We start from the raw sequence: 25,261 nt of genomic DNA, 5'->3' as shown, positions 1-25,261 counted from the left end.
AGTAGTAAGTAGCCCAGTAGTAACTACTATAAAAACATAAAACCATGAATAACTTATTAAAACGAATTTATCTGATGATACTGGCAGTGCTGGTTATCATTCCCGCTGCGGCACAACAACAGCCCGAATGGCAGAGCCAGTATGCGGTAGGATTGAATAAGCTGAATCCCCATGCCTATGTCTGGCCGTATGCAACTGCTGCTGATGTGCAGAAAGGAGCTTATGAAGAATCTCCTTATTATATGAGTCTGAATGGCAAATGGAAGTTCCATTGGGTGAAGAATCCCGATACCCGTCCGAAAGATTTTTATAAACCTTCGTTTTATACCGGAGGATGGGCCGATATCAATGTGCCGGGTAACTGGGAGCGTCAGGGGTATGGTACGGCTATTTATGTAAACGAGACTTATGAATTTGATGATAAGATGTTCAACTTCAGGAAGAATCCGCCGTTGGTTCCATCTGAAGAGAATGAGGTGGGGTCTTATCGTCGTACTTTTACGATTCCTGCCGGTTGGGAAGGCCGTCGCGTGATACTTTGCTGTGAAGGGGTCATTTCATTTTATTATGCATGGGTAAATGGAGAGTTTTTAGGATACAATCAGGATTCTAAGACCCCTGCCGAATGGGATATTACCGACAAACTGAAAAATGGGGAAAATACAATAGCCCTTGAAGTCTACCGCTGGAGTGCGGGTGCTTATCTTGAGTGTCAGGATATGTGGCGGTTAAGCGGTATTGAGCGGGATGTGTATCTCTACAGTACTCCCAAGCAATATATTGCCGATTATAAAGTGACTTCTATCCTTGAAAAGAATACTTATAAAGACGGAGTTTTCGAACTTGATGTGACTGTAGAAGGAGCAGCAGCCGGAATAGCTACCATTGCCTATGAATTGCAGAATGAGGCCGGAAAAACGGTATTGAATGGTAGTCAACCGGTTAAATCCCGTGGTTTGAGCAATTTGATTACTTTTGATGAGAAACGTATTCCGGATGTTGAAAAATGGAGTGCAGAACATCCGAACCTGTATACATTGATATTGGAATTGAAAGATGCTAATGGAAAAGTGACTGAGGTGACCGGGACGAAAGTCGGTTTCCGTACTTCTGAAATAAAGGACGGTCGTTTCTGCATCAATGGTGTGCCTGTATTGGTGAAAGGGGTAAACCGTCATGAGCATTCACAGTTGGGGCGGACAGTAAGTAAGGAACTGATGGAAGAGGATATCAGGCTGATGAAACAGCATAATATCAATACCGTCCGTAATTCCCATTATCCTGCTCATCCTTACTGGTATCAGCTTTGTGACCGGTATGGCCTTTATATGATTGATGAAGCAAATATCGAATCTCACGGTATGGGCTACGGACCTGCCTCTTTGGCAAAAGACAGTACGTGGCTTACGGCTCATATGGATCGTACGCATCGTATGTATGAGCGTTCGAAGAATCATCCTGCCATTGTGATTTGGTCATTAGGCAATGAAGCCGGTAATGGAATTAATTTTGAGCGTACGTATGACTGGCTGAAGTCGGTAGAAAAGAATCGTCCCGTACAATATGAACGTGCGGAAGAAAATTACAATACGGATATCTATTGCCGTATGTACCGCAGTGTGGATGTCATTAAAGAGTACGTAGCCCGTAAGGATATTTACCGTCCTTTTATTCTTTGCGAATATCTGCATGCAATGGGGAATAGTTGCGGTGGCATGAAGGAATATTGGGATGTTTTTGAAAATGAACCGATGGCTCAGGGTGGTTGCATCTGGGATTGGGTGGACCAGTCTTTCCGTGAGGTAGACAAGGATGGCAACTGGTATTGGACGTACGGTGGCGATTACGGCCCTAAAGACGTGCCGAGCTTTGGCAACTTCTGTTGTAATGGTTTGGTGAATGCCGTTCGTGAGCCCCATCCGCATCTGTTGGAGGTGAAGAAGATCTATCAGAATATCAAGAGTACATTGGTTGATAAGAAGAACCTGACTATCCGTGTGAAGAATTGGTTCGATTTTTCGGATTTGAATGAGTATCTTCTTCATTGGAGTGTGACGGGAGATGACGGAACGATTGTTGCTGAAGGAAGTAAAGAGGTGACTTGTGCTCCGCATGCCGTAGTGGATATCACTTTGGGAGCTGTGAAACTTCCTAAAACGCTTCGTGAGGCTTATCTGAATCTGAGTTGGACGCGGGTGAAGGCTACTCCGTTAGTAACATCCGATTGGGAGGTTGCCTATGATCAGTTTGTACTTCCTGTATCTAAAAACAGTTGGTCCGGCAAACCTGCCAAAGCGGGGAACACAACGTTTGTAGTTGATGAGGCTACCGGTGCTTTGAAGTCTCTTTGTCTGGATGGAGAAGAATTATTGGCAAGTCCGATAACTTTGAGCTTGTTCCGTCCGGCTACGGATAATGATAACCGCGATCAGAATGGAGCTAAACTCTGGAGACAGGCTGGTTTGGACCATTTGACACAAAAGGTGGTTTCTTTGAAAGAAGGTAAGAATAAGACGACTGTGAAAGCTGATATTCTGAATGCCGAAGGAAAGAAAATAGGAAATGCCGAGTTTATATATGCTTTGAACCGTGATGGTTCTATGAAAGTGCAGACTACTTTTGAGCCGGATACTTCATTGGTAAAATCGATGGCTCGATTGGGAATTACTTTTGAAATGAAGGATACCTACGAAAATGTAACTTATCTGGGCCGTGGGGAACATGAAACCTATACTGACCGGAATCAATCGGGAAAAATAGGTGTTTATAAAACAATTCCTGAACGGATGTTCCATTATTACGTTGTTCCTCAGTCTACAGGTAACCGGACGGATGTCCGGTGGATGCAACTGACTGACGAACATGGGAAAGGTTGCTGGATAGAGGCAAATTCTTTATTCCAGTTTAGCACTGTTCCTTTCTCAGATGTAATATTAGAGAAGGCACGTCATATTAATGAATTGAAACGGGACGGCAAAATAACAATACATCTGGATGCTGAACAAGCTGGAGTAGGTACTGCTACTTGTGGTCCGGGAGTTTTGCCTTCCTATCTGGTTCCATTGACAAAGCAAACCTTTGATTTCACTATTTATCCTGTGAAGTAAAAAGAGAGAGAGTGATATATACTAATGAGGATATCTCCGGAAGGAGGTACCTCATTGGTTTTTCTGTTTTTCTTCCGGGGTTAAATCTATAAAATACCATGAACAAAATACCGGAAAATGATTTTATCCGATTAGCCTCATTGGATATACTTAGAGGTTTTGACTTATTTCTTCTTGTCTTTTTTCAGCCGGTGTTCGTTGCACTGGCACGACAGTTGAATCTGCCATTTCTCGATGAGGTTCTATATCAGTTCGACCATGAAGTCTGGGAAGGGTTTCGTTTCTGGGATCTTGTAATGCCGCTTTTTCTCTTTATGACAGGGGCTTCAATGCCTTTTTCCTTATCTAAATACAAAACTGCTTCTGTAGATTATTGGCCTGTTTACCGACGGATTCTTAAACGGGTTATTTTACTTTTTATCTTCGGAATGATTGTCCAGGGAAATTTGCTTGGATTTGATGGCAAGCACATTTATTTCTATTCTAATACATTACAATCGATTGCTGTTGGTTATTTTATTGCAGCAGTTATCCAATTACATTTTTCATTCAGATGGCAGATAATAATAACGCTGTTATTGCTTCTTGTCTACTGGATTCCTATGACATTTTTGGGTGATTTTACCCCAGCAGGAAATTTTGCAGAGCAGGTAGATCGATGGGTTCTGGGACGTTTCCGGGATGGAGTTTTTTGGAATGAAGACGGAACCTGGAGCTTTTCATCCCAATACAATTATACATGGATATGGAGTAGCCTGACATTTGGGGTTACTGTGATGCTTGGAGCTTTTGCCGGAAAGATAATGAAAGAGGGCAAGACGAACCGGAAAAAGGTGGTACAAATATTACTGCTTACCGGTCTGTTATTGATCGGTCTGGCAGAATTGTGGAGTTTGCAAATGCCTGTCATTAAGCGTTTATGGACAGCCAGTATGACGTTACTGTCCGGTGGATATTGCTTTTTGCTCATGGCATTGTTTTATTACTGGATTGATTATAAAGGGCATACACGGGGATTGAATTGGTTGAAAGTGTATGGCATGAATTCTATTACTGCCTACGTGCTCGGTGAGGTAGTGAATTTCCGTTGTATTGCAGCTTCGGTTAGTTATGGTTTGGAGCAATATTTTGGAAATTATTATCCAGTGTGGTTGACTTTTGCCAATTATTTTATTCTCTTTGTACTTCTGAGGGCAATGTATAAATGTAGGTTATTTTTGAAGGTTTGATTGTATAGATAGCATAACTAATTCCAAGAATAATATGAAAAAAGTTTTTTATTTATTATTTCTGTTTCTACTATGGACAGTTCCGGTGAGATCAGCTTATCAGCCTCAATATTCTGTGGCAGGTTTTTATCCGCTGGAGCACACAGGGCGTGAAGTATATTCGATGAATCCGGTCTGGCGTTTTTATAAAGGAAGTGTTCCGGAGGCTTATCGGGTAGATTTTGATGATGATAACTGGGCGGTTGTTTCATTGCCGGACGGAATAGAATATTTACCGACTGAAGCAAGTGGATGTATAAATTATCAGGGGGAAGTATGGTATCGTAAGCATTTCACTCCTGACAATAGTCTTAAAAGTAAAAAGCTGTTTCTCCATTTCGAAGCTATTATGGGGAAGTCAAAGGTATGGATAAATGGTCAGTTGATTAATGAACATTTAGGAGGGTTTCTGCCCGTAATTGCCGATATAACTCCTTATGTGACTTTTGAAAAAGAGAATGTAATAGCGGTATGGGCCGATAATAGCGATGATCCTTCTTATCCTCCCGGTAAGGCACAGGATGTATTGGACTTTACCTATTGCGGGGGTATTTACCGGGATTGTTGGTTGATAGCTCACAATGATGTTTATATAACTGATCCGAATTATGAGAATCAGATAGCAGGGGGTGGTTTGTTTGTGGCTTTTGATAAAGTGTCAGAGCAGACAGCAGATATTTTACTGAGTATACAAGTTAGAAATGACCGTAAACAGTCTTTTAACGGGAGAGTCGTTTATGAACTGTTGGATGCAGATGCTGAAAAGGTAGGTGAAGCTACTCACAAACTTTCTGTTGGAAAACAAAAGGCTGCGGTTGTTGCCAATAAGATCAGAATTTCTGACCCTCACCTTTGGTCGCCGGATTCTCCTTATTTGTATCAACTGCATGTATATGTACAGGATAACTACGGAAATACGATTGATGGATATAAGCGCCGTATTGGTGTACGCAGTATCGAATTTAAAGGAAAAGACGGTTTCTGGCTGAATGGAAAACCTTATGATGCTCCATTGATTGGAGCCAATCGCCATCAGGATTTTGCTGTTGTAGGCAATGCACTTTCTAACAGTATGCACTGGCGGGATGCGAAGAAGTTGAGAGATGCAGGACTGAAAGTGATCAGGAACGCCCATTATCCACAAGATCCGGCTTTTATGGATGCTTGTGATGAACTTGGACTTTTCGTGATAGTCAATACTCCGGGATGGCAGTTCTGGAATGAGGCTCCCGAGTTTGCTCAGCGGGTATATTCGGATATCCGGAACATGGTGCGGCGAGATCGTAACCATCCTTCTGTATGGATGTGGGAACCTATTCTGAATGAGACCTGGTATCCAGCCGACTTTGCACAGAAAGTGAGAGATATTGTGATGGAAGAATATCCATACCCTTATTGCTATACAGGTTGTGATTCTGAGGCTAAAGGGCATGAATACTTCCCTGTGCTTTTCAAACATCCTTATTTGGGAGGAGTAGATAAAGAGGAAGCAGAACATCCGGAAATAACGTATTTCACTCGTGAATGGGGCGATAATGTAGATGATTGGAGTTCGCATAATTCTCCCAGTCGCGCCAGCCGTGCCTGGGGAGAAACACCTATGTTGATCCAGGCACAGGGATATGCTAATCCTTCTTATCCGTATACTTGCTATGAAACGTTGTTCCAAACAACCCGTCAACATATCGGAGGCTGTTTGTGGCATTCATTCGATCATCAGCGGGGATATCATCCCGATCCGTTTTATGGAGGGATTATGGATGCTTTCCGCCAGCCCAAATATTCATATTATATGTTTAAGTCACAGCGTAGTCCGAAAAAGACAGATTTGATTGCCGAAACCGGGCCAATGGTATTTATTGCGCATGCTATGACTCCTTTCTCACCAAAGGATGTGACGGTTTACTCCAATTGTGAAGAAGTTCGCCTGACGGTATTTAAGGATGGTAAACAGTATAATTATAAAAAAGAAAAAAGAGAGAAAGGGATGCCTTCGCCTGTGATAACATTTAAAGATGTATATGATTTTATGCAGGATAAGGCTTTGTCCCGTCAGAGAAAACAAGCAGATGTATATATGCTTGCAGAAGGACTTGTGGATGGAAAAGTAGTGGCTACTCATAAGGTGTCGCCGTCGCGTCGTCCTTCCAGGCTTTTGTTATGGGTTGATAATGAAGGTATGAATATGGAGGCTAACGGTTCGGACATTGTGACGGTGATTGCTGCTGTTGCCGATGATAATGGAAATATTAAGCGTTTGAATAATTATTTTATTCGTTTTGAAATAGAGGGTGAAGGTGTAATTTTGGGTGGAGAGGATGTGATGGCCAATCCGCGTCCTGTACAGTGGGGTACGGCACCTGTGCTTGTGAAGTCCACGACCACTCCGGGAAAAATTAAAATTCGTGCTTCTGTATTGATAGAAGGTAAGCAGATGCCTGCCAGTGAAACGATTGAGATAGAAACACATCCGGTCACTTATCCTTTAATTTTTGATGTAGCGGAAGAAAACGCAGCCGTTAAAATGGTTCGGGAGAAAAGTGCAGATAAAGTGGGAGATGAAGATTGCGCCCGTGAAGTTAAGAAGTTGCAGATGGAGCTGAATCAATATAAATTAAAAGAAGTGGAACAGCAACAAACTGATTTCGGAGAAAAAAGATAATATTCACCACAGAGTTTCACAGAGTCACACAGAGTTTTATTTAATTTAGTTTCAACAATAACACTCTGTGGTACTCTGTGAGACGCTGTGGTAAATATAGTGAAGTAAACGTAAATATTCAACCAATGAAAAAGCTTTTATTATCAGTCATTCTGTTCGCTTCGATTTGTAGTGGACAGGCACAAAATGAGAAAGGGTATTATGTGAAGCATCTGGAGTTTCCACAGAATGCCACGCTTCAGGAGAAAGTAGATATGGCGGCGAGGTTAGTGCCGACTCCACAGCAATTGGCCTGGCAACAGATGGAGCTGACAGCATTCCTGCATTTCGGTATTAATACTTTTACCGGGCGTGAATGGGGAGACGGGACGGAAGATCCGGCTTTGTTTAATCCTTCACAGTTGGATGCAGAGCAGTGGGTACGTACACTGAAAGATGCCGGTTTTAAAATGGTCCTTTTAACGGCTAAACATCATGATGGTTTCTGTTTGTGGCCTACCAAAACTACACCCCATTCCGTAGCCTCTTCTCCTTGGAAGAATGGTAAAGGGGATGTTGTGAAAGACCTTCGTGACGCTTGTGATAAATATGGAATGAAGTTCGGTGTTTATCTCTCTCCATGGGACAGAAACGCTTCATGTTATGGTGATTCTCCGAAATATAATCAGTTTTTTATTCAACAATTGACGGAGTTGCTTACTAACTACGGAGAAGTACACGAAGTGTGGTTTGACGGTGCAAATGGTGAAGGTCCTAACGGGAAAAAACAGGTCTATGACTGGGATGCATTTTATAAAACGATTCAGAAGTTGCAGCCCAAGGCTGTGATGGCTATAATGGGAGATGATGTACGTTGGGTTGGCAATGAAAAAGGAATTGGCCGTGAAACGGAATGGAATGCTACGGTACTTACTCCGGGAATCTATACCCGTTCGGAGGAAAATAATAAACGGTTGGGAGTGTTCAGTAAGGCAGAAGATTTAGGGAGTCGTGATATACTGAAGAATGCAACCGAACTCTTCTGGTACCCGTCTGAGGTGGATGTTTCTATTCGTCCGGGATGGTTCTATCATAAAGAAGAGGATAGCAAGGTGAAAAGTCTGAAGCATCTGGCGGATATTTATTTCCAATCCGTTGGTTACAATTCTGTCTTGTTATTGAATATTCCGCCGGATCGTCTCGGATTGATTAATGAGGCGGATGTGACTCGTTTGAAAGAGTTTGCCGAGTATCGTAAACAGGCTTTTGCAGATGACAGGGTGAAAGAGGGGCAGAAGTTATGGGAGGCTACTCCGAATGGAGAGCGTACCTATAAACTGAAATCCGGTTCGGAAATAAATGTAGTGATGTTGCAGGAAGATATCGCAAGAGGACAGCGTGTGGAAGCTTTTTCTGTGGAGGCACAGACTGCTGATGGTTGGAAAGAGATAGCTCAAGGGACTACGGTTGGTTATAAACGTTTGTTGCGCTTTCCTGATGTAAAGGCCAATCAGTTAAGAATTAAAATTAAAAATTGTCGTCTGACTGCTAATATCAGCCGGGTAGCAGCTTTCTATGTGGCTCCTTTGCAAGAAGAAAGTGAAGAGGTGGATTGGAATAATTTGCCGCGTACTACCTGGAAACAGGTGTCTGATTCTCCACTTACCATTGATTTAGGTAAATCGGTAATATTAAGTGCTTTTACATATGCTCCTGCTAAGGCAGAGGCAAAACCGACTATGGCATTCAGGTATAAATTCTTTGTAAGTACAGACGGAAATAATTGGCAGGAAGTACCTGTAAATGGTGAATTTAGTAATATTATGCACAATCCTCTTCCGCAAACAGTACCATTTAAGGAAAAAGTGAAAGCACGTTTTATCAGGTTGGAAGCTACTACGCCGACCGACACTCCTGCAAAGGTGGAAATAAATGAGATTGGTGTAACTGCTGAAAAGTAAATTAAAGCAGTTTCTAAGTTGTAACAGAAAAAATCTATTAAACAAGAAAATACCATGAATGTAGATAAGCGTAAATTATGGACTGCTGCTTCTGTCTTGATTTTATCCGGACCGCTAACAGCCCAGCAACAGCCTAATATCATTCTCTTTTTGGTGGATGATATGGGGTGGCAGGATACTTCGGTTCCTTTCTGGACAGAGACAACGGAACTAAACCAGATTTATCATACGCCCAATATGGAGCGACTGGCACAAATGGGGGTTAAGTTTACTCATGCTTATGCCAACTCTATCAGTTCACCATCACGGGTGAGCCTTTTCACCGGAGCTAATGCAGCAAGGCACCGGGTGACTAACTGGACCTTGAAAAAAGATGTTTCAACAGATCGTAATGATGATTTGTTGACATTTGGTGATTGGAATTATAATGGCTTGTGCCCGCAGGAAGGTATACCTTACACTTTTTATGCTAAATGTCTGCCGGAATTGCTTCGTGAAAACGGATATACGACCATGATGGTAGGTAAGGCGCATTTTGGCTCCTTGGATACTCCGGCTGCTGATCCGTTGACTATTGGTTTCGATTATAACATCGCCGGACATGCTGCCGGGGCTATGGGAAGCTATCTGGGAGAAGAAGGGTATGGTGCAAGCGGAAATCCGGAATGGGCAAAGATATGGGCAGTACCGGATCTGGAGAAATATCACGGTACGGATACTTTCTTGACTGAGGCTTTGACTTTGGAAGCCAAAGGGCTTATGGACAAAGCACTTGCCAAAGAAAAACCATTCTTTTTGTACATGAGCCATTATGCTGTTCATGCTCCTTTTGCTACTGACAAAAGGTTTTATGATAGATACGTAACCAAAGGGTTATCGCATAAGGAAGCGCAGTATGCCGGATTGGTGGAAGGCATGGATAAGAGTTTGGGAGACCTTATGGATTATCTGGAAATAAAAGGTATTACTCAAAACACAGTTATTATCTTTATGTCCGATAACGGGGGATATACCATTGGACGTACAAATAAAAATTACCCGTTGAGTGAGGGAAAGGGTTCATTAAAAGAAGGTGGGATTCGTGAGCCAATGATTGTTTATTGGCCGGGAGTCACACAACCTGCTACTGTGAATACAACCCCTGTGATTATAGAAGATTTCTTTCCCAGTATACTGGAGTTAGCCGGTATGAAAGGGAAAATACATACTCCACAGACTATTGATGGTAGAAGTTTTGTTGCACAGTTAAAAGGGAAACAGGGAGATCAAAAGAGACCTTTGTATTTTCATTATCCTAATAACTGGGGAGAACGGCACGAAACGACCGGTGCTCCGCAAAGTGCTGTTATTGAAGGAGACTGGAAGTTGATTTACTACTATGAATCGCAGACATCGGCTCTGTTCAATCTGAAAGAAGATATCTCGGAACAACATAATCTTATCGGCGAAAAAGCATATCAGAAGATAGCTTTGAAACTGGCAAAGGATTTGACCCGCCATTTAAAGAAGACAAATGCTACTATGCCTGTAGTAAAAGCTACCGGAGATTTTGTGAAATACCCGGATGGGGCAGGAGTGGAATAATGGAATATTAGAAACTGTTTTGATTTTCTTTTTAAAAGTTTTTATTAGCACCTTCTGAGTTTATTTTCGGTCTTTTTACCTGTTTTCATTTGTCACATAGCCCGCTATGCTCCTCATTAAAACAGATGAAATCCTCAAAAATAACTCTCAGAAGAAAGCTAAAATAAAATCAAAACAGTTTCTTAATGTATCTCTTTCAGTTCAAAATCAGTATATATAGGTAGATGGTCACTGTATCCACCTAAATATTTCATACCATAATAAGTGCGGAAAGGTTGTTTTCCACCATATTTATCATCATCGGATAACAGAAAGGGCAGGCGGCTTACGTTTGCCCTTTCTTCATTGGTAAAGAAAGGTGCAGAAACATTCAGAAGAGTGCCGGAAACAATCATGTGATCCAATAGCCCCCATTCTCCCTGATATTTATAAGAGCCGAATGTATGTTTTCCGGCTTTGGCTTTTCCGGCTAATAAATGATAGAGTTTTAATGCCTGGGGATAGGGAGGAGGTGCAATGGCTGCAAGGACTTCCGCAATGGATTTATTTTCCGGATAGTCATTGAAGTCTCCCATGATGATCAGTTGTGGATGATGGCGGGAGGTTAGTATACTGTCTGCTTCCAATCGGATTTTCTTTGCAACAGACAGGCGATAAGGTTCCGATTCTTTGGCTCCTCCTGAACGGGAAGGAAGATGAACTACCAATACATCCAGGCTGTCTCCGGTGGATAAAAGTCCGCATACGTGGAGAATATCTCTTGTAGGGCGCTTGTGTAAATGGACGTTGTCTATTGGAACAGATCGATGGAATAATAATTTAAAACGGTCACGCTGATAAAGCAAGGCCACATTGATACCCCGTTCGTCGGGAGAGTGAGTCATAACATAACGATATCCATGTTCTTTTAAAGGGGAGTAATGTACAAGATCCCGCATGACACTGTCATTCTCTACTTCGCAAAGTCCTACTAATGCAGGAGGAGTCCATTCTCCAACCGCTGTAATAACACGTGCTATACTTACCAGTTTCTTTTTGTAACGGCTGTAATTCCAGTGACGAAGCGCATTGGGGAGAAATTCATAATCATTCTTTAGAGAGTCATGACGGGTATCGAACAGGTTTTCCACATTCCAGCACATCACACGGAAATTCTTTTCTTTTTGCGCTGTGAGTAAGGAGGGGGATAAGAAAAGGAATAATAAGATAATTATCCCTTTATTCATTTTCTTCTGTTTTTTCTTTCCATTCGTAACATCCGGCATCCGGTGCTTCATCTTCAAGACGGGGCATTCCTTTTAAGTCCTGCGGATAGTTACGGGCATCTTCAGCCAATCCTATATTGATGGCTGCTGATTTTGGAGTTAATTGGAAATCGTACAATTGTTCTCCGCGTTTGTCTATCAATTGGAAGTTATCATCTTTTTTCCATATAACATTCACTATCTTATCATTTTTCTCCTCTATTGAGTTTATAAGGCAATAGGAGAAATAATAATTGAAAGGTATAGAAGAGTCTTTGGAACGTCCGCCACTAATCTCATCACTGGACGAACCGGCTATGATACAATTACGGAACGCAGCTAATGTCAGTGGGTAAGCAATTTCTTTCTTCTCGTTGCTGAGGGCAAGGGCGACCCCTTGCTTGATATCCCAACTGTAATAATTGGCCAGTGTGCAGTGTACGAATTCATAATCACCTCCAAGCAGGCTGACACAGTGGTTGCCGGCATTACTAATCTCACTGTTTCCTATGGTTGCCTGGCAGGAAGTCATTTCCAATCCGTTGCCCGATACCTGGCGGATAACAGAATTAGTAAGTGTGAGTTTCTTTCGGTCTACAGCAGCCGAATCGCAGCGGATACCATATATTCCTCCGTGAATATCGACAAAGTTCAGTGAATTCTCATAGCTGGAGGTGTGGAAGCGAATACCATCCCATTGACCCGGCAAACGGTCGTAGGGGAGGTTAGAGAACATTTTATCAGTACGGTCGCCCCGGAATACAACAGGAGCATTCAGTGTGCCTTCTGCCACAAGTTGTCCATGTACCTGTATACTTGATTTACCATGGAAATAAAGGCGTGTTCCGGCGGCAAGAGTAAGCCGTGCACCTTCTTTTATGCTTAAACTATCATAAATAACGATAGGGCGGGACGAGCTGATTAGTGTGTCCTGGGTGATTTCTTTTTTACGTAAAGAAAGAAAGTCTTGTCCGTATGCTTGTAATTTAACATCCTGCCAGTTACCATTCGTGATAAACACGATGGAGTCTTTTTTGAAAAAAGGAACATCACGGTCTCCGGGAGCTAACGTAGCTTCTACAAAAATAAGCAAGCTATCTTTGCCCCGTAATTCAACGTCTGAAAAGTGGCTGCCTTTAGCTCCGTCTACATTGATACGGAAACCGGAGTTGGCTGCATCTGCTAAGGTGATGGATGAAATGACCAGCGACTCCTTATTGCGATTGTACACTTTTAGCTGATAAGTGGAGGTACCGATACCTGCAAGTACAGTATCCATACGCAGGGTGTCATAAGAGAAAGCCAGTTTGAGAGAAGAATCGGTAGAAAAGTTCTCATCGTCACAAGCCGAAAACAATGCCAGACCTGTAAACAGAAAGAGGAGAATATGTACCAGATTTCTTTTCATACCTTAATCTTATATATAAAAATCAGGCACGGATAGAGGAATCCGTGCCTAATATTAACGGCAAATGCGTTGGTTTATTATTTCTTTTCCGGGATATTTGCCAGTACGTCCAGCAGATGACGCCAGAATTTATCTACCGAAGGAATGTGCATACGCTCATCCGGTGAGTGAACTCCGGTCAATGTAGGACCAAAGGAAATCATGTCTAATGAGGGATATTTGTCGAGAAAGAGTCCGCATTCCAGACCGGCATGGATAGCTTTAACTTTAGCGTCTACACCAAACAAACGTTTGTAAGAGGCGGCTGCCACTTCAAGGATGGCTGAGTGTGGGTTGGGTTTCCAGCCTGGGTAGCCTTCTCCGAAACTGACCTTTGCACCTGCCAGTTGGAAAGCTGCACGAACTGTATTTGCCATGTCGTTGCGGGCAGAAAGGATAGAACTGCGTTGGCTGGTTTCAATGCGGATGACGTTATCCGGTTTCATCTTGACAGATGCCAGATTAGTAGATGTTTCTACCAATCCCGGAATATCCTGACTCATGGCATATACTCCGTGAGGTACTGCATAGAGTGCTTTGAGTAAACGGGCGGTAGTATCCTGATCAATTGCTTTAGCACGGGGAGCTTCTGATTCTAATACAAGTTTTAAATCAGGTTCTGTTACGGCAAGTTCGTTCTCTACTTCAGCTGTGAATACGTTGAGATCTGCCCGTACGTCGTGTTTGGCATCTTCAGGAACAGCACAGATGGCATATGCTTCGCGAGGGATGGCATTGCGTAGGTTTCCTCCATTGATTTCGCACAGATATAAGTCGTACTTCGTACTCATCTGACTAAGGAAGCGATTTAGTATTTTATTGGCATTGCCACGTCCCAAATGGATATCACCACCGGAGTGTCCACCTTTCAGGCCTTTCACTTCTACTTTAAAGAAGAAATATCCGTCTGGTACTTCTACCTCTTTATATGTGAATTCGGCAACAGAATCAATTCCTCCTGCACACCCGATAAACAATTCTCCTTCGTCTTCTGAATCGAGGTTCAACAGGATATCTCCGTTCATAAATCCTTCTTTCAGGGCAAATGCTCCGGTGAGGCCGGTTTCTTCGTCTACAGTGAACAGACACTCCAATGGTCCGTGTTCAATGGTGTCATCGGCAAGGATGGTAAGTTCGGTGGCTACACCGATGCCGTTGTCTGCTCCCAGTGTTGTACCTTTTGCTTTCAACCATTCACCGTCTATTTCTGTTTCAATAGGGTCCGTGAGGAAGTCATGCTCCACATTATTATTCTTTTCGCATACCATGTCTACATGCGATTGTAATACTACGGTTTGCAGGTTTTCTTTGCCTGGAGTAGCAGGCTTCTTGATTAATACGTTTCCGGCTTCGTCTACTTTTGTTTCCAGATTATGTTTTTCTCCGAATTCTTTTAAATATGCAATAATTTTTTCTTCCTTCTTTGAAGGACGTGGCACTTGGCATATTTCTGCGAAATACTTGAATACGCCTGCCGGCTTTAGTTCTTGTTTTTCCATTCTTTTTCTTTTTATTTAAGTGAATGATTAAAATTTAACGTCATTCTGCTAAATATGGTTAAAACTCTTGAGGTTTATGAGCACGTTTCTCTTTTTTTATAATAAAAAAGGCGGTTGAGTCCATACAAAAGTCTATATTTGCACCCACAAAATTAATAGAAATGCTTAATACAATACTGTTTACTCTGTTAATAGTTGCTATTTGTCTCGTATTATTAGGTCTCAAAGTCTTTTTTGTAAAGGGTGGAAAATTCCCTAATGGACATGTGAGTGGTAATAAATCACTGAGAGAAAAGGGAATTGGCTGTGCTCAGTCTCAGGACCGTGAAGCGCAACAAAAGCGTCGTTCTATTGCTGATCTTGAAAAAGCCTTAAATGATAGTATGAACTAATTAATTAAAAACTATATTTTACAAGTTATGAAGAGAATAAATTGCCTCATTAACGGTTTTGCTGCTCTTGCGATCATCGTTTTATTTTCACAATGCGCAGGTAAAGCTGACACACAAACTACGACAACTGGCGGAGAAGCAGCAACTGCTACTGTATCCGGTGATTTAAAAATCGCTTACGTTGAAGTAGATACATTGCTTTCCAAATATAATTTTTGCATTGACCTGAATGAGGCCATGATGAAAAAGGAAGAGAACATCCGTATGACGTTGAATCAGAAGGCTGCTGCTCTTGATAAGGAACAGAAAGAATTCCAAAAGAAATATGAAAACAATGCATTCATCTCTCCGGAAAGAGCTCAACAGGAGTATAACCGTTTGATGAAGATGCAACAGGATTTGCAGGTATTACAAAATAACCTGTCCAATCAGCTGGCTACAGAGAATCAGAAGAATAGTTTGCAGTTGCGTGACTCTATCAACGTTTTCTTGAAAGAGTATAACAAGACTAAAGGTTATAATCTGATTTTAAGTAATACAGGTTTTGATAATCTGCTTTATGCCGATAGTTCGTTTAATATCACACAAGAGATTATCGACGGTTTGAATGCAAGATATACTTCTGCTGCTAAGAAGTAATAGATAAAAAACTTAGAGCTAAAGGCAGTTTCGTGATAAACGGGGTTGCCTTTTTTCTTTATTAGTAATGAGTTCAAAGCTGACCGGAAATGAATCAGTTTACCACAGAGGACACGGAGGGCACAGAGATATTATTTTCTCTGATGAAACACGGATGATCGTGGATGAACACAGATTAAAAAACTGTAGTTCTTTATTTTATCATTATTTCCCTTTGCGAGAATTTGCGTTCATCTGCGTTTTAATAAAGATTTAAAACTCCGTGTTCTCTGCGTTCTCTGTGGTGAAATATTGATCAAAATCGCACTAATCTGCGTCAATAATGACCATTACTGATGTACCTTCCGATGCCGGAAATATTATTGTTGTAGTTTGGCTTCTTCCTGTGGAATACGGAAAGCTGTGTAGAGTTCGAGAATAGCGGCGATAGTGAGACATGCGATCCAGTCATTACCACGCGTGAAAAACATGAAAGCTCCGGTTAGTACAAGTGCAATTGCTCCGAATATTTGTTGAATACGGAGGCGCTTCAGTGTTTTACTTTTACCGCGAACGGGGGTATTGATTTGTGCCAGTGCTACAAAGCCTGCACCAATGGTATATATATAAGGTGCATAAACCCATCCGGTGATGAATACTGCTGCTCCAACAAGAGCCATGAGAGCGCCTACGGCGAAAAGTGCGGGTATGAGTTGCTTCATTATTTATCTTCAAATACGTAAATGTCTTCGTTCGGTTTCTTCATCAGATACTTTTCACGCGCTATCTGCTCAATGGCATCCGGATTACTGCTTAGTTCGTTGAGCTTCTTTGTATTCTCTTCGTAATCGGCACGGTATTTATCAATTTCACTCTGCAAGCGGCTGATTTCACGCGTGTATCCAATACGGCGAATGGCACTGTTCTCATCCAGAAAACCAATGATGGCTGCAAAAATCAGAATAGTGATAAGGTATTTATGCTTACCGATGAACTCCCAGATTGTTAGTAAATTGCCCATGATTTCTCCTTTAATTCTGAATGCAAAGATAAAACTTATAACTTAAAAGTTGCCACTTCTTGCCTAAAACTTCTCACTCGTCACTTATTACTTCTTACTTTTTTTGCGTACATTTGCAGTGAAAGCAAAAATAGGTTCACTTGACATAGCTCAGGCAGGCTTGCCTCTGTTCTCATTGCGCTATTTTTGCATAAACTCAAAAAAAACAGAGAGATTCTGACGTATGGAAAACTATATTGTATCTGCCCGTAAGTATCGTCCGTCCACCTTTGAGTCGGTGGTAGGTCAGCGGGCATTGACTACTACACTGAAAAATGCCATCGCCACACAGAAACTGGCTCATGCCTATCTGTTTTGTGGTCCCCGTGGAGTAGGAAAAACAACTTGCGCCCGTATTTTTGCCAAGACTATCAACTGTATGTCGCTTACTGCGGATGGAGAAGCGTGTAATGCTTGTGAATCTTGTGTGGCTTTCAATGAGCAACGTTCGTATAATATTCATGAACTTGATGCAGCTTCCAATAACTCGGTGGATGATATCCGTCAGTTGGTAGAGCAGGTGCGTATCCCGCCTCAGATAGGTAAGTATAAAGTGTATATCATTGATGAGGTGCATATGTTGTCTGCTTCTGCTTTTAATGCGTTCTTGAAAACGCTGGAAGAGCCTCCCCGTCATGCTATTTTTATTTTGGCTACAACGGAGAAGCATAAAATACTTCCTACTATCTTGTCGCGTTGCCAGATTTATGATTTCAATCGTATCAGTGTGGACGATACGGTACAACACTTAACTTATGTTGCTTCCAAAGAGAATATAACAGCCGAACCCGAAGCGCTGAATGTAATAGCACTGAAAGCAGATGGTGGTATGCGTGATGCTCTTTCTATCTTTGATCAGGTAGTTAGTTTCACCGGTGGGCATATTACCTATAAAAGTGTTATTGAGAATCTCAATGTGCTGGATTATGAATATTATTTCAGGCTGACCGATTGTTTTCTCGAAAATAAAGTAAGTGATGCATTGCTGTTGTTCAACGATGTATTGAATAAAGGCTTTGATGGCAGTCACTTCATAACAGGGCTTTCGTCACATTTTCGTGATTTGCTTGTGAGTAAAGATCCCGCTACTTTGGCATTGCTTGAAGTGGGAGCAAGTATTCGTCAGCGTTATCAGGAGCAGGCACAGAAGTGTCCGTTACCTTTTTTGTATCGGGCTATGAAGCTCTGTAATGATTGTGATCTGAATTACCGGGCCAGCAAAAATAAGCGTTTGCTGGTAGAACTGACCTTGATACAGGTTGCCCAGCTTACCATCGAGGGGGATGATGTGGGTGGTGGGCGTGGCCCTAAACAAGCTATAAAACCCATATTTACGCAATCTGTAGCTGCTCAGCAACCACAGACTGCTCCTGTTGCACCTCAAACTCAGCAACAAACTGCAACTGCTCAACCGGCTCAGGCTGCTCCGGTTCAACCTGTTTCTGCTGTCGGATCTTCTACTTCGTCTCCTGCGGGTGTACCTGATGCTGTGGTGAAAGCCGCTGTGCAGGAAGAGAAGAAAATTCCTGTAATGAGTAAGTCCAGTCTTGGAGTGTCTATCAGGCATCCTCAAAAGGAAGCTGCTGCGCAGAGTACAACAGCTGTCCAGACACCTGCTCACGCACAGGTTCAACCTGAAGAGGATTATATATTCAATGAAAAGGATTTGAATTATTACTGGCAGGAGTATGCCGGTCGTCTTCCTGTGGAGCATAAAGCACTTGCTATGCGTATGCAGAATATACGTTTGACATTGCTTAGTGATGCTATTACTTTCGAGGTTGTGGTAGATAATGAGATTGTAGCAAAGGATTTCACTTCTATGATTCCGGATGTACAGAACTATCTTCGAAGCCGTTTAAAGAACCGGAAAGTGAGAATGACGGTCCGTGTCAGTGAGGCAGCAGAAAATGTACGGGCGTTTAGTCGTGTGGAGAAGTTCCAGATGATGGCAAAGAAAAACGAAGCGCTGTTGCATTTGAAGGAGGAGTTCGGGTTGGAATTATATTAGTGTAAGTTGTAAAGATTAAGCCAATATATGTAATGCCCCGTTACAATATATGTTATCATGGATAATAATATATGTAACGGGGCATTACATTTAATGCTGCTTTGTAGAGTTGCATACTTTTAGAAACGTCCCTTTCAATTCATCAGATGCTTATATCTCATTTGTCGTAAACAGGTCATAAAGTTCCTTTTCGTTTTGTTTTTTTTCTAATTCTTCCAGCGTATCTGCTTCGAACGATCTGAAGATAAGATACTGGAGATAGCAAAACTCCTGACCGGGCAGTATATCTTTCATCCGGTTGTGTATTTTATACAGAATTTCTCCTTCTGTGAAGGTTGCACCGTTATCTGCTTCCATATCATATACCTCCATGTGCCTTGTTTGCGGGCTGTAATAGCAAAGGGTGAAGGATGGTTGTTTAATCACGACAACATCCGGATTCCAGAAATGGTTTCCGTGTTCCGATTGAAATACGATTACTTCTCTTATAAAGGTGCGGTAATCCGTATATTCCGTTTCTGTAAACTTCCAGATGACATCTGCCAATATCACATCACTATCTTCCAAAGACGAGAAGAGTGATAAATCGCATTTCATTTCCTTTCCTGCTGTCCATCCTTTGAGAATCCATACATTCGCACTGTCAGGTTCTCCCAGGCTTTCCATATAAGGAGCGAGTTCATTCTGAAGTTTATATATCCATTCGTCCATAGAAATGTATTTTCCGTTATCGGGAAGGATTTCTATTTCAAAGTGAGGTGAGTTCTTTTCAGTCATTCTATTGTATCGGATTAGAATACAGGGTGTCTCATATGTTTTATCAGAATAATCCTCCATGTCCCATTCTGCACGGCAATGTTCCAGTTCACTCTTGAATTGGTCGAATGTTTCGTACTTCTTATTTTTGAAGTGCCATGGGAAATAGATATAATCTTGATAGGGAGTATCATGTTTTGAATGCCGGGTGCGAAATACCTTCTTTAATAGGAAGTTGAACTTACCATAGCACAACAGGAAGTTCAGCAGCAGGAGAATACCGGTAAGGAGTATCTGGTTCCAATTTCGAAGCGTGTATTTCTGCATATCGACAACCAGCTTCATTGCTGTATCATCGTAACGAATGGGAATGCATGTCTCTGAGTCTACTCCGCCATCGAATGTGCATACTCCTTTTACTACAACAGCGATACTGTCTGCTGTGATAAAGTGGAAACCAGTGTAATCATACTTGGCGGCATATTCCTTTCCTGTATTCCTTACGATTAGTTCGTCAAAATCAGTATATAGGGAAGAAAACATAAAATAAAGTATGATACTTTGTATGACGACAAAGTATAGCATGAGAAAAAACATGCCTTCTTCTTTGCGGATAGAAGGGAATACTTTTTTGGACATCACCCAGACAAAGATGACTGCAACGAGTATTGAAAGTAGCACGAGCGTTGGCGTAGCACCTTCTCCAATATGATTGTGCAGGTAATCTACCCGGGGAGAAGCATGGATCCAGCTTCCCGTCCTGCTCGTCCCGTCTTCTTCTATGATAATGCGGATAGATGTATTTAGTTCCCACTTTTTATGATCATAGTTTCCGGTTTCCATCAGATTGCGCAAGCTATCCTGTTCGCGCAATTCTGCCAGTTTTCGTTCTTTTCTTTGTTGCTCTTTTTGTTGTTCTTGTTTGGCCTCTTCTATGAATTGCAGTCGAAGCAATCTGAACTTAAGGCTAAGTTTCGTAGCTTGTTCGGAAGAAATAGCATACATGCTCAGAAGTTTACTGTTTTTAATGTCCTGTGGGCTGACTGTTATTTTTTCACCCTGTTGCAACCAGAGTTTTAATGCCGGCGTGTAAACATCTGCTCTCATGTGTTTTTTTTCATTATGCTGGTAGGTCAGGTAACACAATAACTCTTTTATCTCCTTTTCATCCACTTTGGCTCCTTTTTCCAACAGATAACGCGTCATAGTAAGGTTGTGGAAAAAACTGATTTCTGCAGTGATGGATAATCCTAATGGTCCTTTTTTGTTCAGGTCGGCACCAGCCTTCAGTAGCATATCAATGGCTTCTTTCTGGTTTTCACTGGCTGCATAATATAATGGAGTATACCCCTTATTGCTTTTTTGCTCCACATCGGCACCGGCTTCGAGTAAGAATTTTATTTGTACTAAATCGCCTTTGGCAGCAGCTTTCATCAACAGTGTTTTTCCGTCTTCCTCTGCAGCATCCATCGGGACTCCCTCATTCAACATCTGACGTAATGTCAAAGTATCACCCGTTTTTATGGAGGTATATTGAGCCGGGAGAAGAGTTCTTTTTGTGTTTTGTGCCTGAATTGATAGGAAAAGAAGGCAACATAGAAGCTTCAATAGTAGTTTGGTCTTTATCATATCTAATAATTGTTGTTGAATCTAATCTACGAAAGTATGAAAAAGTAGAAATACATCCGCAAATGTCTTATAAACAAAAAGAAAGAGGAATCTCATTACTGAAATTCCTCTTTCTTTGGGGGTGGAAGACCGGACTCGAACCGGCGACATTCAGAACCACAATCTGACGCTCTAACCAACTGAACTACATCCACCATGTTTGCGTTTCTCTAACGCGGTGCAAAGATAGATATAAACTTTTAATCTGCAAATATTCCATGAGATTTTTTTAATAAAAAGTGTACTCTTTTATTCCTTTGTTATGCTTCCTAAATAGTGATTGAGCATCATTTATGAAGATTTTCAGGTGGTTACGCTCTGTAACAGAAAGTGAGTCTGCCGGATAATTAATGGGATATAATATATGATTTTTTTTTCGGGAGAGAACGGGACGTGATGTCCACACTAAGCTATAACCACAATTGGCTACACGAGTGACACTGTCTTTTTCGAGTTCTAACTTAAATAGTAAACCACCATCAGTACGCCGGGCAGACATATTAGAGATGAAATTTCCGAGAGAATAGACTATCACATGCTGATTTCCGGTTATGCTGTCCGTAAGGAGCTCCATGGGTTGCACTACGTGTGGGTGCGAACCGATAATGTGGGTAACTCCCTGCTGTAATAACCAGTCTGTGAGATTCTTTTGTTCTTTATTGGGAAGTGACTGATATTCATCACCCCAATGCATACAGGCAATGAGGGCATCGGGATGTTGTGCCCTGGCAGCTTCAATATCTTGTGCCATTACTGCTTTATCGATATAGTTTACCACATTGGGAGAGGTTACTTTGATACCGTTTGTACCATAAGTATAATTTAAAAGGGCAATGCGAAAGCCATTCTTTTCCAGTAATAAAGGGTATTGTTGGTCACGTGATTCAGTATTGACATAAGTTCCTGCATGTGGAATTTGTAATGAATCGAGCATTAGCAAGGTCCTCTCTAATCCTTTTCTACCTTTATCAAGACAATGGTTATTAGCTGTTATCAAAACATCGAAACCTGCATCGCGAATGGCGAAAAGATATTCATCCGGTGCACTAAAGGCAGGGTAGCCGCGATAGGGTTTCCCCCCCAATGTTACTTCAAGGTTTGCAATTGCAATGTCTGCCCGGTCTATTTCTTCCTTAACGAATTTAAAACAATCTGAGTAATCGTATCCTGTAGAGGTACGGGCGGCATTAATCTGCGCCTGGTGTTGCATAAGGTCTCCGGCAAAGAGGAGGGTGATCCGTGAGGTGGTAATACTATCTTTTGGGCAGGAAATAGAATCCGAAGTATTAATAACAGAATCTCTCCTTTCCTGCGACATGGATGTGCAGGAGTAGGAGAGAAAGAAGAGGATTACCAAAGAGATATTTCTCATTTATAGATGGCTTTTTTACCCGCCAACAATGTATTCTTCATTAAAGAAACAATAGTCATCGGACCTACACCTCCCGGCACAGGAGTGATGTATGAGCATTTGGGTGCTACTTCGTCAAATTTAACGTCACCTGTCAGCTTAAAACCGGATTTTTTGGTAGCGTCGGGTACACGTGTGGTACCTACGTCGATGATTACTGCACCTTCTTTTACCATATTTTCTTTTACGAAGTTCGGTTGTCCTAAAGCGGCAATGATGATATCAGCTTCCTGGCATTCTTTTACCAGATCGCGGGATCGACTGTGGCAGACAGTCACTGTAGCATCGCCCGGATAGGCTTTTTGCATCATGAGGGCAGCCATGGGCTTACCGACAATGTTACTGCGTCCCAGCACTACGCACTTCTTCCCTGAGGTTTCTATCTTATAGCGTTTCAGCAGTTCAAGAATACCGTTCGGGGTGGCAGACACGTAGCAAGGCAATCCGATGGACATACGTCCCACGTTGATGGGATGAAAGCCATCTACATCCTTCCGATAATCGATGGTTTCGATTACTTTTTGTTCGGAGATGTGTTTGGGTAGGGGTAATTGTACGATAAAGCCGTCTACGTCCGCATCTTCATTGAGTTCGCGTACTTTGGCCAACAGCTCCTCCTCTGTCACATCACTTTCGTAGCGGATGAGGGAAGATTTGAAGCCGCAAACTTCACAGGCTTTTACTTTGGCAGCTACATACGTTTCGCTACCTCCATCGTGGCCAACAAGGATAGCAGCCAGATGAGGACGTTTGCCACCATGGGCTACAATTTCTGCCACTTCAGCTGCAATCTCTTGCTTTACTTGCTCGGAAATGGCTTTTCCATCTATAAGGGTCATGTTCAATAGTATTTTGGTGAAGGACAAAAGTAAAATAAATAACTGAATCAGCCAAAAGGAATTCATTTTTTGTCAATAGCCGATTTATAGATTATTAATGGAGCGAAAAGCTTGGAGAAGAGGAGTCGGTATTTCATCAAAATAACGGTTATATGTGAAACTCACTCACTTTTTATTTGAAATCGGCTTGATTGGAACTCTTTTGTGAATTAATGGTACGAAAAAAGGAGAAAGCCATAGCTCTCTCCTTATATACTGGTTTTGTTTCAATCTACTTTATGATTAACGATGCCAAGGGCACAAAATAAAAAGACCAAAGTCAAACGTTTACTCCTTAAAAGATTAGCGTTTCATTTTTGGCATCATTTTACCCATCTTGCTGCCAGTTACCATCTTCATCATTTTACGAGTCTGATCAAATTGTTTCAGCAGGCGGTTTACTTCCTGAATAGTTGTACCACTACCTTTAGCGATACGGGTACGGCGCGAACCATTCAGTATTTCCGGATTGGAACGTTCTGCAGGAGTCATAGAATAAATGATGGCTTCAATGCTCTTGAAAGCGTTATCGTCAATATCAATATCTTTGATGGCCTTTCCTACACCAGGGATCATAGATGCAAGCTCTTTGAGGTTACCCATCTTCTTGATCTGAGCTATTTGGCTAAGGAAATCATTGAAGTCGAACTGATTCTTGGCAATTTTCTTTTGCAGACGTTTTGCTTCTTCTTCGTCGTACTGTTCTTGTGCACGTTCTACCAGTGAAACGATGTCACCCATACCTAGGATACGGTCTGCCATACGTGCAGGGTGGAACTGATCAATAGCATCCAGCTTTTCGCCTGTACCTACAAACTTGATGGGCTTGTTGACAACCGAACGGATGGAGAGTGCTGCACCACCACGGGTGTCACCGTCAAGCTTTGTCAATACTACACCATTGAAGTCGAGGCGATCATTAAATTCTTTTGCAGTATTAACAGCATCTTGTCCGGTCATGGAGTCTACCACGAAAAGGATTTCATTCGGGTTGATGGCTTTTTTAATAGCAGCAATTTCGTTCATCATCTCTTCGTCTACAGCCAGACGACCGGCTGTATCGACGATTACAAGATCGTATCCTTTGGCTTTAGCTTCTTTAATTGCATTTTGTGCAATTTCTACCGGATTCTTACTATCCGGTTCAGAGTACATCGGTACTTCAATCTGTTCAGCCAGTACACGGAGCTGTTCGATAGCAGCAGGACGATACACGTCACAGGCTACGAGCAACGGTTTGCGATTCTTTTTAGTTTTGAGCATCCGGGCCAGCTTTCCGGAAAAGGTAGTCTTACCTGAACCTTGCAGACCAGACATCAGGATAACAGCCGGATGGCCATCTGTGTTAATTTCAACAGTTTCTCCACCCATTAACTGAGTAAGTTCGTCGTGAACGATTTTCACCATCAACTGGCTTGGTTTCACGGCAGTAAGTACGTTTTGTCCCAGTGCTTTCTCTTTTACTGCATCGGTAAAAGTTTTTGCTACCTTGTAGTTAACATCGGCATCCAACAGGGCTTTACGCACATCTTTCAGTGTTTCTGCTACATTGATCTCGGTGATTTGACCCTCACCTTTCAAAATCTTAAACGACCTCTCTAGTCTCTCGCTTAAATTATCGAACATATCTTATACTAATTACTGATTACTAAACTTATAGACCGGTTTACCACAGAGGATACAAAATTTTTAGTGAGTAGTGAATAACGATAAGTA

The 25,261-nt window shown here is 41.9% G+C and carries 17 protein-coding genes and 1 tRNA gene; 8 read left to right on the top strand and 10 right to left on the bottom strand.

From position 1 onward, the window contains the following. Positions 1-44: 44 nt before the first annotated feature. From HCG69_RS13530 to HCG69_RS13510, 5 genes are all read left to right on the top strand, one after another. Positions 45-3,107: a glycoside hydrolase family 2 TIM barrel-domain containing protein gene (locus tag HCG69_RS13530; protein ID WP_221650461.1), complete on the top strand. Its 3,063-nt coding sequence runs from the start codon at positions 45-47 to the stop codon at positions 3,105-3,107. A gap of 98 nt (positions 3,108-3,205) precedes the next feature. Further along, on the top strand, positions 3,206-4,336 hold the full coding sequence (locus tag HCG69_RS13525) for an acyltransferase family protein (protein WP_221650460.1): 1,131 nt from the start codon (positions 3,206-3,208) through the stop codon (positions 4,334-4,336). 34 nt (positions 4,337-4,370) lie between these two features. Continuing rightward, positions 4,371-7,037, top strand: a complete 2,667-nt coding sequence (locus HCG69_RS13520; RefSeq protein ID WP_221650459.1) for a glycoside hydrolase family 2 TIM barrel-domain containing protein — start codon at positions 4,371-4,373, stop codon at positions 7,035-7,037. A 125-nt stretch (positions 7,038-7,162) separates the two neighbouring features. Then, positions 7,163-8,977, top strand: a complete 1,815-nt coding sequence (locus HCG69_RS13515; protein WP_221650458.1) for an alpha-L-fucosidase — start codon at positions 7,163-7,165, stop codon at positions 8,975-8,977. 54 nt (positions 8,978-9,031) lie between these two features. Further along, positions 9,032-10,561, top strand: a complete 1,530-nt coding sequence (locus HCG69_RS13510) for a sulfatase (RefSeq protein WP_221650457.1) — start codon at positions 9,032-9,034, stop codon at positions 10,559-10,561. A 182-nt stretch (positions 10,562-10,743) separates the two neighbouring features. Here HCG69_RS13510 and HCG69_RS13505 read toward each other — a convergent pair whose 3' ends face one another. From HCG69_RS13505 to HCG69_RS13495, 3 genes are all read right to left on the bottom strand, one after another. Beyond that, entirely contained in the window at positions 10,744-11,787 is a 1,044-nt protein-coding gene (locus HCG69_RS13505; RefSeq protein ID WP_221650456.1) for an endonuclease/exonuclease/phosphatase family protein, read from the bottom strand. Then, a complete protein-coding gene (locus HCG69_RS13500) occupies positions 11,780-13,213 on the bottom strand; it encodes a hypothetical protein (RefSeq protein ID WP_221650455.1) in 1,434 nt (477 codons plus the stop codon). Before HCG69_RS13500 ends, HCG69_RS13505 begins: the two co-directional genes overlap by 8 nt. Positions 13,214-13,290: 77 nt before the next feature. Then, positions 13,291-14,751 carry an aminoacyl-histidine dipeptidase gene (locus HCG69_RS13495; RefSeq protein WP_221650454.1) on the bottom strand — a complete coding sequence of 487 codons (1,461 nt, stop codon included), beginning with the start codon at positions 14,749-14,751 and terminating at the stop codon, positions 13,291-13,293. 161 nt (positions 14,752-14,912) lie between these two features. Here HCG69_RS13495 and HCG69_RS13490 point away from each other — a divergent pair, with 161 nt between their 5' ends. Both HCG69_RS13490 and HCG69_RS13485 read left to right on the top strand, forming a co-directional pair. Further along, complete coding sequence (locus HCG69_RS13490) at positions 14,913-15,143, top strand: hypothetical protein (protein WP_221650453.1); 231 nt, start codon at positions 14,913-14,915, stop codon at positions 15,141-15,143. A 27-nt stretch (positions 15,144-15,170) separates the two neighbouring features. Beyond that, a complete protein-coding gene (locus tag HCG69_RS13485) occupies positions 15,171-15,782 on the top strand; it encodes an OmpH family outer membrane protein (protein WP_221650452.1) in 612 nt (203 codons plus the stop codon). A gap of 359 nt (positions 15,783-16,141) precedes the next feature. Here HCG69_RS13485 and HCG69_RS13480 read toward each other — a convergent pair whose 3' ends face one another. Then, positions 16,142-16,483 (bottom strand): hypothetical protein, encoded by a 342-nt coding sequence (locus HCG69_RS13480; RefSeq protein WP_221650451.1) that lies wholly within the window; start codon positions 16,481-16,483, stop codon positions 16,142-16,144. Beyond that, a complete protein-coding gene (locus HCG69_RS13475; protein WP_002561156.1) occupies positions 16,483-16,782 on the bottom strand; it encodes a septum formation initiator family protein in 300 nt (99 codons plus the stop codon). The genes HCG69_RS13480 and HCG69_RS13475 overlap by 1 nt, the downstream gene beginning before the upstream one ends. 223 nt (positions 16,783-17,005) lie before the next feature. Here HCG69_RS13475 and HCG69_RS13470 point away from each other — a divergent pair, with 223 nt between their 5' ends. Continuing rightward, positions 17,006-18,832: a DNA polymerase III subunit gamma/tau gene (locus HCG69_RS13470; RefSeq protein ID WP_221650450.1), complete on the top strand. Its 1,827-nt coding sequence runs from the start codon at positions 17,006-17,008 to the stop codon at positions 18,830-18,832. A 150-nt stretch (positions 18,833-18,982) separates the two neighbouring features. Here HCG69_RS13470 and HCG69_RS13465 read toward each other — a convergent pair whose 3' ends face one another. The 5 genes from HCG69_RS13465 to ffh all read right to left on the bottom strand — a co-directional run bounded on the left by HCG69_RS13465 (position 18,983) and on the right by ffh (position 25,171). Continuing rightward, positions 18,983-21,217 (bottom strand): ankyrin repeat domain-containing protein, encoded by a 2,235-nt coding sequence (locus HCG69_RS13465; protein ID WP_221650449.1) that lies wholly within the window; start codon positions 21,215-21,217, stop codon positions 18,983-18,985. A gap of 116 nt (positions 21,218-21,333) precedes the next feature. Beyond that, positions 21,334-21,412 (bottom strand) — tRNA-His (locus HCG69_RS13460). 73 nt (positions 21,413-21,485) lie between these two features. Then, on the bottom strand, positions 21,486-22,628 hold the full coding sequence (locus HCG69_RS13455; RefSeq protein WP_221650448.1) for a CapA family protein: 1,143 nt from the start codon (positions 22,626-22,628) through the stop codon (positions 21,486-21,488). Then, the gene (gene folD, locus HCG69_RS13450; RefSeq protein WP_221650447.1) at positions 22,625-23,506 is read right to left on the bottom strand and encodes a bifunctional methylenetetrahydrofolate dehydrogenase/methenyltetrahydrofolate cyclohydrolase FolD; all 882 of its coding nucleotides are present in this window, start codon (positions 23,504-23,506) and stop codon (positions 22,625-22,627) included. Before folD ends, HCG69_RS13455 begins: the two co-directional genes overlap by 4 nt. Positions 23,507-23,848: 342 nt before the next feature. Then, positions 23,849-25,171 carry a signal recognition particle protein gene (gene ffh / locus HCG69_RS13445; RefSeq protein WP_221650446.1) on the bottom strand — a complete coding sequence of 441 codons (1,323 nt, stop codon included), beginning with the start codon at positions 25,169-25,171 and terminating at the stop codon, positions 23,849-23,851. Positions 25,172-25,261: the final 90 nt, after the last annotated feature.

It is taken from the genome of Bacteroides sp. K03, from assembly GCF_019734355.1.
GTDB classification, from domain to species: domain Bacteria; phylum Bacteroidota; class Bacteroidia; order Bacteroidales; family Bacteroidaceae; genus Bacteroides; species Bacteroides nordii.
Note: the sequence above shows the minus strand (reverse complement) of the source record. Positions and strands in the feature narration are given on the sequence as shown.